At 40.5% G+C, this 15961-nt stretch carries 13 protein-coding genes and 1 pseudogene; 3 read left to right on the forward strand and 11 right to left on the reverse strand.

Annotated features, from left to right (window positions below; genetic code table 11):
- Nucleotides 1-142 precede the first annotated feature (142 nt).
- The 4 genes from U859_RS0121205 to U859_RS0121220 form a co-directional block, all read right to left on the reverse strand.
- Nucleotides 143-1549 (reverse strand): TolC family protein, encoded by a 1407-nt coding sequence (locus U859_RS0121205; protein ID WP_025145304.1) that lies wholly within the window; start codon nt 1547-1549, stop codon nt 143-145.
- Nucleotides 1536-4739: an efflux RND transporter permease subunit gene (locus U859_RS0121210; protein ID WP_025145305.1), complete on the reverse strand. Its 3204-nt coding sequence runs from the start codon at nt 4737-4739 to the stop codon at nt 1536-1538. Before U859_RS0121210 ends, U859_RS0121205 begins: the two co-directional genes overlap by 14 nt.
- 24 nt (nt 4740-4763) lie before the next feature.
- Nucleotides 4764-5966, reverse strand: coding sequence for an efflux RND transporter periplasmic adaptor subunit (locus U859_RS0121215; RefSeq protein WP_025145306.1), 1203 nt, complete (start codon nt 5964-5966; stop codon nt 4764-4766).
- 72 nt (nt 5967-6038) lie between these two features.
- On the reverse strand, nt 6039-6644 hold the full coding sequence (locus tag U859_RS0121220; RefSeq protein WP_025145307.1) for a TetR/AcrR family transcriptional regulator: 606 nt from the start codon (nt 6642-6644) through the stop codon (nt 6039-6041).
- A gap of 399 nt (nt 6645-7043) precedes the next feature.
- On the opposite strand from U859_RS0121220, the pseudogene U859_RS0121225 reads away from it, so the two are divergent.
- Nucleotides 7044-7334 (forward strand): annotated as a pseudogene (locus U859_RS0121225) (GNAT family N-acetyltransferase); the annotation flags it as partial.
- Nucleotides 7335-7568: 234 nt separating this feature from the next.
- On the opposite strand, the gene U859_RS0121230 reads toward U859_RS0121225, so the two are convergent.
- Nucleotides 7569-8210 carry an NAD(P)-dependent oxidoreductase gene (locus tag U859_RS0121230; RefSeq protein WP_025145308.1) on the reverse strand — a complete coding sequence of 214 codons (642 nt, stop codon included), beginning with the start codon at nt 8208-8210 and terminating at the stop codon, nt 7569-7571.
- A gap of 51 nt (nt 8211-8261) precedes the next feature.
- Between U859_RS0121230 and U859_RS0121235 the strand changes: the two genes are divergently transcribed.
- Nucleotides 8262-8531 (forward strand): hypothetical protein, encoded by a 270-nt coding sequence (locus U859_RS0121235; protein WP_025145309.1) that lies wholly within the window; start codon nt 8262-8264, stop codon nt 8529-8531.
- Between the two features lie 73 nt (nt 8532-8604).
- Here U859_RS0121235 and trpA read toward each other — a convergent pair whose 3' ends face one another.
- The 4 genes from trpA to trpD form a co-directional block, all read right to left on the reverse strand.
- Nucleotides 8605-9372, reverse strand: a complete 768-nt coding sequence (gene trpA, locus U859_RS0121240; RefSeq protein ID WP_025145310.1) for a tryptophan synthase subunit alpha — start codon at nt 9370-9372, stop codon at nt 8605-8607.
- Between the two features lie 93 nt (nt 9373-9465).
- Complete coding sequence (gene trpB / locus U859_RS0121245) at nt 9466-10647, reverse strand: tryptophan synthase subunit beta (RefSeq protein ID WP_025145311.1); 1182 nt, start codon at nt 10645-10647, stop codon at nt 9466-9468.
- A 97-nt stretch (nt 10648-10744) separates the two neighbouring features.
- The gene (locus tag U859_RS0121250) at nt 10745-11374 is read right to left on the reverse strand and encodes a phosphoribosylanthranilate isomerase (RefSeq protein ID WP_051584748.1); all 630 of its coding nucleotides are present in this window, start codon (nt 11372-11374) and stop codon (nt 10745-10747) included.
- On the reverse strand, nt 11368-12357 hold the full coding sequence (gene trpD / locus U859_RS0121255; RefSeq protein ID WP_025145313.1) for an anthranilate phosphoribosyltransferase: 990 nt from the start codon (nt 12355-12357) through the stop codon (nt 11368-11370). Before trpD ends, U859_RS0121250 begins: the two co-directional genes overlap by 7 nt.
- A gap of 517 nt (nt 12358-12874) precedes the next feature.
- Here trpD and U859_RS0121260 point away from each other — a divergent pair.
- On the forward strand, nt 12875-13816 hold the full coding sequence (locus U859_RS0121260; protein ID WP_025145314.1) for an ion channel: 942 nt from the start codon (nt 12875-12877) through the stop codon (nt 13814-13816).
- Between the two features lie 319 nt (nt 13817-14135).
- Here the strand turns inward: U859_RS0121260 and U859_RS0121265 are convergent, their stop codons facing one another.
- Together U859_RS0121265 and U859_RS0121270 are read right to left on the reverse strand one after the other, a co-directional pair.
- The gene (locus U859_RS0121265) at nt 14136-14966 is read right to left on the reverse strand and encodes an alpha/beta hydrolase (protein ID WP_025145315.1); all 831 of its coding nucleotides are present in this window, start codon (nt 14964-14966) and stop codon (nt 14136-14138) included.
- Nucleotides 14967-15105: 139 nt separating this feature from the next.
- Nucleotides 15106-15924, reverse strand: a complete 819-nt coding sequence (locus U859_RS0121270; protein WP_025145316.1) for an SDR family oxidoreductase — start codon at nt 15922-15924, stop codon at nt 15106-15108.
- Nucleotides 15925-15961: the final 37 nt, after the last annotated feature.

Below are 15961 nucleotides of genomic sequence, written 5' to 3' on the forward strand. Positions count from 1 at the left end.
GCTGAAAAAGCCTCCTCGCAATGACAGAGTAGGCACTCAGGATGACAGGAAAACAAAAAAACACCAGGAACATCGCGCCCCTGGTGCTAAATTTATACACAAACCTATAAAGCCTTTTACAAGCCTTATAGGTTTCTGCAAATTAATTCCAGCCGCCGCCTAACGAGCGGTACAAGCCTACCACAGCATTTAACTGCTCTGTTTTAATCGAAGCCAATTCCAGTTCACTTTGCAACAAATTGCCTTGTGCCGTAATTACCTCCAGGTAGTTAGCCATGCCACTTTTAAACAACAAACTTGCGTTTTTAGAAGCTTGTTGTAAAGTCTGTGCCCTTCTTTCAGCAATGTCGTATTGTGCTTTTAACTTCTCTACTTTCGTTAATTCATCAGATACTTCGCCAACTGCATTCAATACCGACTGACGGAACTGAATCACTGTTTTTTCGCGGTCAATTTTAGCCAGTTCTAAATTGCTCTTTAACTGACCTCTCTGAAAAATAGGCTGTGTAATTCCACCCGAAACCAAACCGAATAAAGATGCCGGTACATTAAACCAGTTGCTCGCTTTAAAAGAGTTTACCCCACCGCTAGCCGTAATCACCAATGATGGATACAAACTCGCTTTCGCGACACCAACCTTTGCATTGGCCACACTTAGCGCCAGTTCTGCACTTTTAATATCCGGTCTGCGGCTTAACATTGCTGATGGAAAACCTGCGTTTAAATCCTGCGGAATCACCATTTTATCTAAACGGCTCTCACGATTAATTGCTTTTGGTAAGGTACCGATCAATACACTTAAAGCATTTTCCTGTAAGGTTACATTTTGCTCCAAACGAGGGATCAGCTGTGCCGCATTTAACTGCTGTGCCTGCGCCTGCTGTATCGCTAACGAAGTAACCTGACCTGCATCAAACTGTAAATTGATAATCCTTAAAGTACTATCGTTTAGTTTTAAGTTCTTTTTAGCAATTTCCAGTTGCGCATCAAGCATCAACAGGTTGTAATAACCTTGTGCAACATTGGCAACCAAACGCGTTTGAACGGCTTTACGCGCTTCCTCAGTCTGCAAAAAACTGGCTAAAGCGCCAGCTTTTTGATTACGGATTTTACCCCAGATATCAGCTTCCCAAAACACACCCAGATTAGCACTGTAATCTTCGATGTGTGTAGAATTTGTAAACTGGTTCAGGCTTAAACCATTTAAACTGTTATCACTTGGGCGGCTGGTACTTGCCGCCACCTGTAATTTCAATTCAGGTAAATAACCCAATTTTGATTGTTTGAACAATACTTCAGCTGCATCGATATTTTTCAATGCAATTTGCATATCGTAATTTTTAACCAAAGCTGTATCAATTAAATTCTGAACAGTAAGGTCGTTAATAAAACTCTTTAGGGGCATCGTGCCGATGCTCGAAGAATCTCGTGGTGTGGTGTTTCTGAATAAGCCTGGCACAACATTAGGCAAAGCTGTATCTTTCGAAACCGAACATCCGCTCCAGATTAATGCAAGGAGCAGGATGGTAACTATATTAAACCGTTTCATAAACTGCATGATTATTAACAGGTTCTTCATGATGTTGAACAACCTCATTTGATGATTTTTTTGATATTTTTTCCTGTAAAGCCTGAAAGATGACAAAAAGTACCGGAATGATAAATAAACCTAATATTACACCAGATACCATACCGCCTGCGGCACCGATACTGATGGAGTGGTTACCCTGTGCAGATGGACCAGTTGCAATACTCATCGGGAATAAACCAAACACAAAGGCAAGTGATGTCATAATGATTGGTCTGATCCTTAATCGGGCAGCTTCTATAGCCGAATCAACCAAACTAAGTCCTGCCTTTCGTCGCTGCACCGCAAACTCTACAATCAGGATCGCGTTTTTAGCCAGCAAACCGATCAGCATAATCAGTGCTACCTGTACATAAATATTGTTTTCGATACCAGTTAAACCCAATACCACAAACACACCGAATACACCTGTAGGGATCGATAAGATTACCGCCAATGGCAGGATGTAACTCTCGTACTGTGCTGATAATAAAAAGTACACAAATACCAGACAAAGCAGGAATATCACCGTCGATTGTCCTCCTGAAGAAATTTCTTCACGTGTTTGTCCCGAGAATTCATAAGCATAACCAGTTGGCAACTGTTCTCTGGCCGTTTCTTCTATCGCTTTAATCGCATCACCAGAACTGAAACCTGGTTTAGGGATCGCATTTACCTCGATCGAGTTAAACAGGTTATAACGCGAAGCCGTTTCCGAACCATACACACGGGTTAATTTAACCAGGGTACTGATTGGCACGCTTTCTCCTGCTTTGTTTTTCACAAACACACGGTCGATACTGGCAGGATCCGTTCTGTCGGCCACATCAGCCTGAACCACTACACGGTAGTATTTACCAAAGCGGTTAAAATCTGAGGCCTGCGCCGTACCAAAATAAGTCTGCATGGTTTGCAAGATATCTTTTTTACTTACGCCCAACTGATCGGCCTTTTCGTCGTTAACATCCAGTTGTAACTGCGGATAATCGGCTTTATAAGAAGTAAAAGCATAAGCAATTGCCGGTTTCGCCATTAACTTACCGATAAAGTTATTCGCTACACCACTAAATTTATCCAGTCTGCCATTCGTTTTATCCTGTAACATCACGTTCATGGCCTCCACATTACTAAAGCCCGGAACGGTTGGAAAACTGAATACAAAGAAGGTACCGGCAGATATAGCCGCCATTTTAGCCCTTACGATATTCTGGATTTCATCGATATTTTTTACCGCTCCTCTTTCGTCGTTTGGTTTTAACAATAAGAAAATCTGACCAGCTGACGGACTGTTGGATGCGGTTAAAAAGTTATAACCTGCAAGCGACATCACGAATCTTGCCGATGGCATCGCCCTCAACTCTTCTTCAGCCTGTTTTAATATTTTATTGGTATTGGCTAATGAGGTTCCCGATGGACTGGCAACTGCAATGGCCACAAAACCCTGATCCTCTGTTGGAATAAATCCTGTTTTTGTTTTGCTTACCAGAAGAACGGTAACCGCCACGATTAAGGCAAGCCCGGCCATGCTGATCCATTTATTACGGATAAGCACTTTTAAGCCACCAATATAACGGTTGGTCATATAATTGAAGCCACCGTTGAAGCCTGCATAAAACTTATCGACAAAGCCTTTTTTAGGCGATTTGTGTCCGTGTGCACCTTCAGCGTGTTTGTTCTTTAAGAATAAGGCCGCCAATGCAGGACTTAAAGTTAAGGCGTTAACAGCCGATATAATGATGGCGATGGCCATGGTTAAGGCAAACTGTTTGTAAAATATACCTGTTGAGCCCGTCATGAAACCAACTGGTAAAAATACTGCCGCCATCACCAGGGTAATGGATATAATGGCCCCGGTAATTTCATTCATCGCCTGGGTAGTTGCCGCTTTCGGCGTAAGCGTAGGGTCTTCCTCCATTTTGGCATGCACCGCTTCCACCACCACAATCGCATCATCCACCACAATACCTATGGCCAGTACGAGGGCGAACAGGGTTAAAAGGTTAACCGAGAAGCCGAACAACTGCATAAAGAAGAAGGTACCGATAATCGCAACCGGAACTGCAATAGCCGGAATTAAGGTAGACCTGAAATCCTGAAGGAAGATAAATACTACGATAAATACCAGTAAGAAGGCTTCGATTAAAGTATGCTCCACCTGATTGATGGATTCGTCCAAATCGGTTTTGGTACGGTAAAACTGATTGTATTTAATACCTGCCGGGAAATCTTTTGATAGTTTTGCCAATAATTTATCAATGGCAATCTGGATTTCGTTGGCATTAGAGCCTGATAACTGAATTACACCAATCGTAATACCATCATGTCCGTTTAAACGGTTTACACTACCATAACTGTAAGCACCCAGTTCAACACGGGCTACATCTTTTAAACGTAATATAGAACCATCTGAATTAGAACGGATCGCGATATTTTGATATTCTTCTGGTTTGGTAAGCTTGCCTTTATATTTAATAATGTATTCAAAAGCCTCATTACTACGTTCTCCAACCCTACCTGGCGCCGCCTCAAGGTTTTTGTCCTGAATGGCTGTGATCACTTCGTTCGGTGTAATTTTGTAAGTGGCCAATTGACTTGGATTTAACCAGATACGCATCGAATAATCTTTAATACCACCAAATACGCTGGCCGAACCTACACCCGGGATACGTTTAAGCTCGGGAATGATATTGATCTGTGCATAGTTATTGACAAAAACGGCATCGTATTTTTTGGGATCTTCCGAGTAAACACCAATCGCACCAATAAAGCTGTTTTGCTGTTTAGTAGTGGTGATACCATATTGTACAACCTCAGCTGGCAATTGGCTGGTGGCCTGCGAAACACGGTTTTGCACGTTAACAGCTGCCTGATCGGGGTTGGTACCTTGTTGAAAATAAACTGTAATGGCTAAGGTACCATCGTTACTGGCGCTGGAGGTCATGTAGGTCATGTTCTCCACACCATTAATGGCTTCCTCCAATGATGGAGTTACCGAACGTAAAATCGTTTCGGCATTCGCCCCCGGGTACACCGCAGTTACCAATACCGACGGAGGTGCGATATTTGGAAAGCGCTCTAAGGGCAGCTTTGTTAAACCCAGTATACCAACTATCACCAATAAGATGGAAATAACAGTCGAAAGTACAGGCCTGTCTATAAATTTCTGAAACATGACTTCTTAAACTTTAATTGTTTATTATTTTTTTGATTTTGCAACAGCTACTTTATCTGCTGCTTTTTGAGGCTGGATCACCATGCCTTCCTGTAATTTATCAATGCCGCTTAACACGATCTGGTCGCCAACTTTTACCCCGGCATTAACCAGGTAATTTTCGCCGGCTTTACCAACAATGGTAATGGCTTGTTTTTTCACCTTACTGCTGTCGCCTACGGTAAATACAAACACTTTATCCTGCATTTCTACCGTTGCCGATTGAGGAACCAGAATGGCGTCATTATGCTGCAAGCCTAAGTGGATTTTACCAGTATTACCAGAGCGAAGCACACCACTTGCGTTAGGAAAACTTGCCCTTAAAGTAATGGCACCGGTGTTTTTATCAAACTGACCATCAATCATGTCGATTTTACCTTTAACCGGATAAACCGTGTTATCAGACAATAAAAGTTCAACCGCTGGTAAATGTTTAATCCTGTCGGCTGGCGTTTTACCCGGGTAGTTTGCATTAAAGTTGTTGAAGTCGTTTTCTGCAAGTGAGAAATAAACGTGTACTTCGTGGATATCAGATAACTGTGTTAAAGCAATCTGATCAGTTGGCGAAACCAAACTTCCCTGTTTCTTCGGGATACGGCCAATGTAACCACTTACCGTAGCCTTAACATTGGTATAACCTAAGTTGATCTGTGCCGAAGCTACACTTGCTTTAGCCTGTTCGGCGTTTGCCTGTGCAATTTTGTAAGCTGTTTTCGCTGTTTTTAACTGAATATCGGAAACGACCTTATTTTGTACAAGTGGTGTTAACTTATCCACTTCTAACTGTGCGTTTAAGATGGCTGCTTCTGCAGCATGTAAACTTGCTTTAGCGTTGTTTAATGCCTCACGGAAAGGGTTTTCGTTAATTTTAAATAAGGTTTGGCCTGCTGTTACATAGGCACCTTCGTTAACCAGCACGCTTTGTAAGTAACCACTCACCTGCGGACGAACATCAATATCAACTGCGCCTTGAATGGAGGCCGGATAGTCGACAAATGTGGTTTCTGTGCTTGCGTTAATCGAGCTTACAGGTAAAACCGGTGGTGGTGGTGCAGCAGCTGATTGCTCAGGAGATGATTTACAGCTAACCAAAATTATAGATAAAAGAGAAATTGTTAACAATGATTTAATACCATTAAACCATTTAACGGTGTTAAGTAATGGATACAAGCGATGTAGAGACTTCATATGATTAAATTTAATTGGATTATAGTGTATAAATAATCTAACAGTGTTAAATTATTGTGTAAAAAAAATATTCTAACTGTTAATAGATAACGTAATGCCTTTAATGGCATCTTTTAAAATTTGCTGGTTAAGTTCGTCTGTTGTTCTCCCATTCGGACGGACCAGATTGATGGAAATTAAGCCATGAATGATAGACCAATAGGTATAATACTTCATACAGATATCATCATCAGATACTGGCTTTTTCTCGAATAAAGATTCAATTACATCGCCCAACATACTACCTACGTTTTCGGCTTCGGGCATTGAATTTTTAACGGTACAACAAACCATATCTACACCGTACATCAGCTGATAAAATTCTTTGTGGGCAAAGGCGAAGTTCCAGTAGGCAATCCACATGGCTTCCATTTTATCTTCTGCTGATTCGTATTTATCCCTGGCTTCGCGGATATCTTTGGCTAACATCAGATATCCTCTTCTGGTGAGTTCCAGTAAGATGCCGTCTTTGTTGGAAAAGTATTCGTAAATAATTGGTGCAGTATATTCAATCTGGTCGGCAATTTTACGCATACTCAATGCCTGCCAGCCTTCTGTTTGAACAATGTTCAAGGCAGCATCCAGAATTTTTGTTCTGGTTTCATCTTTTAAACGTAGAATTCTTTCTTTACTTCCCATGATTGGAATATAAGGTGTAAATAATCTAACACCGTTAAGCAAATGTAGAACCAATTCCAGAATTGACAATCATTCATTTGTCATAAACATTTTATTGCTTAGTTTTACAGCTGATAATCAAGCTTTAAAGTGTTTAAACGAAGATTTTAAAATACTTTAAGTTTATAAGAAAATATAGAAAATGATTTTCCGCCCTGCAAAAATAACTGACATACCTGCTATGCAAATTGTCAGGCATACCGTAAAAGAGAACATTTTGTCCGATCCTGCATAAATTATCGTCATTGCGAGAAGGCTTTTTCAGCCGACGAAGCAATCTCTCTGGCAGGATCACTAGCATGAAAGATTGCTTCGTCGTACCTCCTCGCAATGACGATGTAACGTGGCAAAGGGTGGGTTTGCGAAGTAAATGCAGAAGTTGTGGGTTTCTCCATTGTAGATCTAAAAGAACACAACATCTGGGCGCTCTTCGTTCGCCCCGAGTTTGAGGGCAAAGGCATTGGCAAAGAACTGCACCGCTTGATGATGGATTGGTATTTTGAGCTGACTAAAGCGCCAGTATGGTTGGGCACATCACCCAATACCCGTGCAGAAGAATTTTATACCAGGCAAGGCTGGAAAAAAGTAGGTTTGGTAAATAAAGGGGAAGTGAAATTTGAAATGAGTTATGGGGATTGGGTGAATAGATAGATTTATTCAAAGTATCATCATTGCGATCGCATAACCTTATAGTAAGATTGCCAAAAACGGTCGTCTTTCCCGCGCAGGCAGAAATCTTAATGCGACTAGTAAACCGTACTATGGCATTACGATTCCCAATCAAGTTGGGAATAACGATTAAGCCTAGAAATGACTAACCACCAAGTCACAAAGAACACAAAGCAGATAATACTTGGTGCCTTCGTGTCTTAGTGGTAAAACAACCTAACTATTCCAGATAAAAGGTGCCTGTTTGATAAAGGTCTCCTCCCCTAATTGTTCAACAATAAACCGGGCAATGTTCACTGCATTAATCTGATCACCATCACAATTCGCTAAGCTTACTCCTACAGGTGTACGCTCATCGGTTTGTATGATTAAGGGTAACCGGATCAAAGTCCAATCCAGATCACTTTCTTTCAGTATATCATACTCTTTTTGCCGATCAGCTGTCGAAATTGGGTAATTCTCGTACATCCATTGGGTAGCAAATTTGGTTTTGATATCTTTTTCATCAAAAGGCGTATCTACATTAATACCTGTTAGCACGATATAACGTTTCAGCCCAAAAGTTTTCATTGCCATTAATATATTAGCTGCTGATTGCGTAAAAATTGTTTTTTCACTGGCCGGCTGTCCCATTCCCAATGCGCTTACAACTACTTCACAATCTTTTATAAAAGCATGTACCGTTTCAGTATTACTAACATCACCTGTTATAATTTCTAGCGAAGTGTGATTAGCCTGAAGTTTCCCTGAATCTCTAACAAGGGCTTTTACCCTGAATTTGTGCGCCAATAACGCTTTTAGAATATAAGTACCAGCCTTACCTGTAGCACCGATTAAAGCAATTTTTAAATCTTGCATGATGTTTCTTTATAAAATTTTAGAAAATAATGGTTTAATTCCCGTTATCGGATGGATAAGGGAATTTCAGAACGGAGTTCTGTTTGGGGAATATTTTATAAAGAGATTTTAATGAGACTAATGTACGAAAATTTCCGCCATTTTGATGCACAAAGTCTACCTGAAACAGGCAGGCAATCATACTCCGATCGCTATACTTATAGTAATAAGATTACTAAAAACGGTCGTCTTTCCCGCACAGGCGGGAATCTTAATGCGACTAGTAAACCGTACTATGGCATTACGATTCCCAATCAAGTTGGGAATGACGATGTAGCCTAGAAAGGACTAACCGCTAAGACACAAAGAGCACAAAGCGCATTTCTTGGTGTCTTCGTGCCTTATTGGTAAATGATTAAGCTTTAAACTTCTTCGTAAACGTACTCACACTTTCTTTTAAATTTCCATCAGCGATGGCTTTAACGAATGCTGTACCGATAATTGCTCCGTTGGCATATGAGCAGGCCTTATCGAAAGTTTGTTTATCACTAATCCCGAAACCGATCATGGTTGGGTTCTTCAGGTTTAGGTTTTTGATCCTGCTGAAATAAGCTTCGGTGGTATCACCAACCTCGAGGTTTTTACCAGTGGTAGCTGATGATGATAACAGATAGATAAAGCCATTGGTTAAACCATCAATTTTATGGATGCGTTCTTCTGCCGTTTGTGGGGTAATTAAAAATACATTGCTCAGGTGATGTTTTTCGAAGCAATCTTTATAAAACTCCTCATACTCTACCATTGGCAGATCGGGAACGATACAACCATCTACCCCTACTTCGGCACAGGCTTCGCAGAATTTTTCTACACCAAACTGCAAAACAGGATTTACATATCCCATTAATAAAACAGGAATACTTACTTTTTTGCGCAAATCTTTCAACTGTTCGAAAAGCAGCTTAAGCGTCATGCCCTGATCCAATGATTGTTTGCTACTGGCCTGAATTACCGGTCCATCGGCAACAGGATCGGAATAAGGGAAGCCGATTTCGAGCATATCGGCGCCTGATTTCTCCAATGCCTCCGCAATTTGTAAAGTATCGCCAGTATTTGGATAACCAGCGGTATAATAAATTGATAATATATTTTTCTTCTCCTGGAAGAGTTGTTTAATTCTGTTCATATTCTTTTGAGATGTGAAATTGGAGATGTGAGATTTGAGATTGATGACCTAACAAGGAAATCTACTGTCTCATATCTCACTTCTCAAATCTATCTATAGATTAAAATATTTTATATAGGTATCTAAATCCTTGTCGCCACGGCCTGAAAGGCAAACCACTACGTTTTCGCCACCTTTAAATTCCATTTTTTCTAAGTAAGCTAAGGCGTGCGCGCTTTCAATGGCCGGGATAATCCCCTCCAGTTGCGTACAAAGTAAACCCGCATCTAAACTTTCTTCATCAGTGATAGAAACATATTGTCCGCGACCGGTTTTAAACAAATGTGCATGCTGTGGACCAATGCCCGGATAATCCAATCCTGCAGAAACTGAGTGTGGCTCTACAACCTGCCCGTCCGGTGTTTGCATCAAAATACTTCTGCTACCGTGTAAAACACCTTCTTTACCCAGATAAGTGGTTGCGGCAGAAAATCCACTCGATACCCCTTTTCCAGCTGCTTCAACAGCAATCAGTTTAACATTTTCGTTATCCATAAAATGGTAGAACATGCCCATAGCGTTACTTCCACCACCTACACAGGCCAAAACATAATCAGGCTGATCGCTACCGGTTTGCTCTGACAATTGTTTTTTGGTTTCTTCGGAGATAATCGATTGGAAAATCGCCACCATATCAGGGTAAGGGTGTGGACCCACTACCGAACCGATAATATAATGCGTATCAACCGGATTATTGATCCAGTCGCGCATGGCCTCGTTAGTGGCGTCTTTTAAGGTTTTACTTCCAGAACTAGCGGGAACAACCTTTGCACCCAGCATTTTCATACGGGCAACATTCGGTGCCTGTCGCTCGATATCAACCTCGCCCATGTAAATTACACATTCCAGGTTACGCAGTGCACAAACCGTGGCAGTAGCTACCCCATGCTGACCCGCGCCCGTTTCGGCAATAATCCTTTTTTTGCCCAGTTTTTCGGCCAATAAAATCTGCCCGATGGTGTTATTGATCTTGTGCGCGCCAGTATGGTTTAAATCTTCTCTTTTTAAGAAAATATTGGCACCGTAACGTTCCGAATATCTTTTAGCCAGGTATAGTGGCGAAGGACGGCCAACATAATCCTTTAATAACTGATGAAATTCCTTTTGAAAATCGGCATCATCAATAATCTTTAAATAGTTTTGACGCAATTCTTCTACGTTTGGATAAAGCATTTCGGGGATGTAAGCACCGCCGAAATCTCCATAATATCCTTTTTCGTTTACTTTGTATTTCATATCCGTAAATTTTGTCATTCTGAGGAACGAAGAATCTGTTAAATATTAGCAGCAGTTCTTCGTCGCTTGCAGATACTTCGTACCTCAGTATGACAGTCTATTTATTTATTTCTTTTATAAATTCTTTAATTTTCGCTGCATCCTTCAGGCCTGGCTCAGTTTCGAAACGGCTATTGATATCCAATGCATATAATCGTTCATCGTTTATGCTTTTTATCGCTGTGGTATGTTCTAAATCAATTCCACCGCTTAAAAAGTAGGGTTTGGGGTAAGTATATCGGTCTAAAACAAACCAATTGAATGTTTTTCCCGACCCCCCATGTGCTTTTGTTTTGGTATCGAAAAGAAAATAGTCTGCTACATTTAAATAAGGCTCTAAAGTTGAAAAATCAAAATCCTCATCTATTCCAAAAGCTTTGATCACTTCTACCGTATTGAAACTTGATTTTAACGCAGCACAATACTCCGGAGACTCACTTCCATGTAACTGAACAGCTTTTAACTTCAGTAAGTTTACTTTATCTCTTACTTTTTCAAGGTCTTCATTTACAAAAACACCAACAGTTTTAATTTCTGAGGGAATGTATTTGATCAATTCTGCAGAAACCTCACTGATTAACCTGGGTGATTTTTCATAAAAAATAAAGCCCAAATAATCTGGCTGCAATTCTGCCACCGCAGCAATATTCGCAGCTAAACGCATTCCACAAACTTTTAACTTTAACATGCCAATAGGTTTTTGAAACTATTTAATGCTTTTTTGCTCATTAAAGATTCTTCTGCTTCATAGAAACAATCGGCAAAAGAAAGTTCAGGTTTGATCGTTTTGATAGCTAATGCTGAATTGCACAACACGACATTGTTTTGCACATCGGTGGCTTCGCCGTTTAACACATCCATAAATATTTTGGCTGATGATTCTACCGTATCGCCACCTTTAATCGCGTTTACATCCACTTTTTCAAAGCCCATATCGTCAAGCGTTAAAATCTGTTCGCCCTTGTTCGAAAAGGTTTTCACATCGCAGGTTAATGAAACTTCATCATACCCCTCGAGCGCATGCACGATGGTATAACTTTTATCGGTATCCTGATATAAATAAGCATATAAACGGGCCAGCTCCAGGCTAAATACCCCCACCATCTGGTATTTTGGCTGTCCCGGGTTAACCATTGGGCCCAGCATATTAAAAAACGTTTTCACGCCCAATTCCTTACGAATCGGGGCTACAATTTTCATTGCAGGGTTAAACAGCGGTGCATGCAGAAAACAAATCCCGGCTTTATCCAAATTGCGTTTTAAAGTGCCTTCGTCATTGGTAAAAGTATAACCCAGATACTCCATTACATTTGAAGATCCGCAGCCTGATGAAACTCCGTAATTACCATGCTTAGCTACCGGATGACCAGCGCCGGCCACAACAAAAGATGATAGGGTAGAAATGTTGAACGTATCCTTACCGTCTCCACCGGTGCCACAAAGATCTATCAGTTCGTAACCCGATAAATTAACCTTTACACACATATCCAACATCGCATCACGGAAGCCCTGTAACTCCTGTACCGTAATGTTACGCATGGCATAAGCAGTAATAAAAGCAGCAATCTGCGAAGAATTAAAAGCTCCTTCTGAAATGGAGATTAAAATGTTCTTTGCTTCTTCCCTGCTAAAACTCTTGTTCTCGAATAAATGGTTTAATATCTTTTTCATGTTTTATATTCAATCTTGCGCCATGGTTTGTGTCTCCACAAACCATTTATATTTATTCCGGCTCGTGTCTCCACGAACCGTGGCGATGGTTATTGCAATGTTATTTAACCCCAGATGAAAAGGATGAACACGGATAAAAATCTGTGTGTATCTGTGTACATCTGTGGCTCATTTTTCATTATCTCTTTATTTTGCGCCATGGTTTGTGTCTCCACAAACCATTATGTTTATTCCTGTTCGTGGAGACACGAACCAGGGCGTTGGTATTACTCCTACTTTTTAACCACCCCCGTCCTGCGGACACCCCTCCACGGGAGGGGAAGGCATAAAAAAAGGATTGCTTTTTGGGCAATCCTCTTCGTTGTGTTTAAAATATTTTAAAATATATAACAATAGAATTTGCCTAACGAATTTCGTTATGCCACCACCAATTGTTATTTAAGTTTTTAATTATCATGTTTGTATAAAGCAAATATTGATATAGTTTTTTAATATTCCAAAATCTTTCTAAAAATATATGGCTTTCTTTAAAAGAAAAGTACAGTTTAATGATGATTTCGGTTTCGGATCCAATCCGGTTACCAAAAATCAGCGTATGCTTAACCCCGATGGTTCTGCAAATATCGAGCGTACTGGCCTGCCCTGGTTTAAGTTCGATGATACCTACACCCGTTTGGTTACCATGAGCTGGACACGGTTTTTCTTTGTGATTCTTCTCGCCTACCTGGTAGTAAATACCATTTTTGCGGTTTTATATAATCTTGTAGGAATAGAAAATTTAGATGGCGCCAAAGGTGTAACCCTGCGCGATCAGTTTTTTGATGCCTTTTTCTTTTCTGCCCAAACCATTTCTACGGTAGGTTATGGCCACATTTCTCCACAGGGTTTTATTACCAGTGTGCTTGCCGCTTTCGAAAGCATGCTGGGTTTGCTGGCATTTGCTCTGGCTACCGGACTGTTGTATGGCCGTTTCAGTCGCCCTACTTCTAAGGTGAGTTTCAGTAAAAAAATGGTGATTGCTCCTTACGAAAAAGGTCATGGTTTGATGTGCCGTTTGGTTAATTTACGCCGCAACCAGCTCATCGAGGTTGAAGTGCAGATGGTGATGTCGTACAATGAAACCGTTGATGGCAAACATGTTAGAAAGTTTTATCCTTTGGCTTTAGAGCGCAATAAAATTGGCATCTTATCTTTAAACTGGACTTTAGTACACGCCATTACCGAAGAAAGTCCGTTTTACGAAAAATCGTTAACGGAGTTACAACAGGCAGAGGTAGAAGTTTTTGTGATCCTTAAAGCTTTTGATGATACTTTTTCGCAGACGATCCATACCAGAACGAGTTATCAGGATGAGGAGATAGAAATGGATGCTAAGTTTGATAAAATGTATTACCATAACGAAGAAGGCAAAATGGTGATGGATTATAGTAAGCTGGATAAGATTACGCCGACGGTATAAAGATTTTCTGTCTTTAAAAAGGTTTATTTTTTTGGAAAGCAAGGTTCGGTGCTAATTGGATGTGATAGTCCCGCCATACGCTGCAATCTTTTTGTGGTTTTGTCATCCTGAGGCATTAAGGATCTGTTTCATAGCTTGCAGATGCTTCGTACCTCAGCATGACAGGATATTTAAGGCTGCTGCAAACAAAAAGGATTTTCGCTATTGTCGGTTTTAATGAAACATGGGTTAGTGCATTAACAAAGAACCACCCCCTCACAGCTTTTATCCGATTTGTATTCCCCTCTCCCAGAGAGGTGTCCGCAGGACGGGGTGTTAATTAAAGCCCTATAAAACCTACAATATCCTTATACAATTGATTCCCGCCAAAAATCATCTGACTGATCATCGGTACGTGGCTTTTGCCCTTAATCTCCTTTATTTCAACGGGAACATTGTTTGCTTTAAGCTTTTCGTATAACCTTGGTGTTTGCAATTTAATGGCGCCATAAGTTTTACTTCCATAAAAAAGCAGGTGCGGATTTTTGATGTTATTGACGTAATCCAATGGCGAAGCTACTTTCCAAACCGCAGGCTGATCGGTAAAAGTTCTGATGAAATCGAAATAAAAATGATCTTTTTCGGCCGTGCTTAAATATTCCTTCATGTCCAAACCAAAAGGATCATCTAGAATTACACCTTTAATTGGATTATTAATGCCGGCTTTTTTAAAATATTTAGGATCTGCATTAATCAGTTCGCCCAAATGCGCCCCGGCAGAATGCCCCATTACAAAAATCTTTTCCTTACTTGCCGTATAATCTGCTATATGCGCTTGTACCCACTTTACAGCCAAAGCACAATCATCGCCCATTTTTTCATACTGAACATCTGGCGCTAAGCGATAATTGATAATAACGGTAACCACGCCTTTCCGTGCGAAATTCCTGCCCAGCCACCAATAAGTTTCCTTTTTGCCACTGCTCCAGGAGCCACCGTGAATGAATATTAAAACAGGTTTATTTTTGATACTGTCGTTTTTGTAAAAAATATTCAGCGTATTGGCTTCGTCGGTATTGCCTGCGTAGTTTATGTTTTTTACTTTTTTAACCTGTGCAGAAGAAAGTATCGTTTGGAACAAAAGCATTAATAAAACATGGAATTTGTACATAAAAAAGGTTTATCATCTCAGCCTAAATAAACGAAATTGTTGTAGGTGTGGATTTCTTTAAGAGTATCAAGAAGCGAGTATTTAGTATCAAGACATTATTAACTTCGGCTCTTAAACCTTACGCCTTAAACCTTCTACCTTAAGCTTTAATCAGTGGATTTTTCTCTTTCGCAAACAAATCAAATACCTTTTTATCTACAAATGCAGGAAAGAGTTTATTCATCCAAACAGCTAATTTACCCTGTCCCGTCATAATTAAGGTACGTTTGCGTTGTTCGATACCATCGGCAATAATGCTCGCCACTTCTTCTGATGACATCATTTTACCTTCATCCATGCTGGTTTCGCCATGAGCAGCGCCATCTTTTGAAAGAGCAGTTACGCGGATGTTCGAGGCGGTAAAACCAGGACAAGCTAACAGCACATTTACACCTGTTTTTAGCAGTTCGGTACGTAAAGATTCCATAAAACCGTTCATTGCAAATTTCGAAGCTGAATAACCGGTTCTGCCTGGCAAACCTCGAAAACCAGCAATTGATGAAACGCCAACCACTGTTCCTTTTGTTTTTAAAATCTCGGGTAAAGCATATTTGGTGCAGTACACCGTTCCCCAAAAGTTTACATCCATCAGGTTTTTAAGTACCGATAAATCCAGATCGTTAAATAACGCACGCATCGATAATCCGGCATTATTTACCAAAATATCGATCTTTTGAAAGGATACTAAAGCTTGTTTGATAATCAATTCGCAATCTGCTTCTTTACTTACATCAGCCTGAACCGCTACAGCCCTGATGCCATGCTTTTTCTCCAGATCGGCAGTGATTTCGCAAAGGGTTACATATTGGCGGGCAGCTAAAACCAGATTGGCACCACGTTTTGCAAATTCTTCGGCACAGGCTTTTCCAATTCCGCTTGATGCCCCGGTGATGATGATTACTTTATTTTTTAGGTCCATTTGTAGTAGCAAGTATTAAGTAGCAAGTATTTAATAT

This window comes from Pedobacter jeongneungensis (assembly GCF_000633455.1).
In the GTDB taxonomy this organism is placed as follows: domain Bacteria; phylum Bacteroidota; class Bacteroidia; order Sphingobacteriales; family Sphingobacteriaceae; genus Pedobacter; species Pedobacter jeongneungensis_A.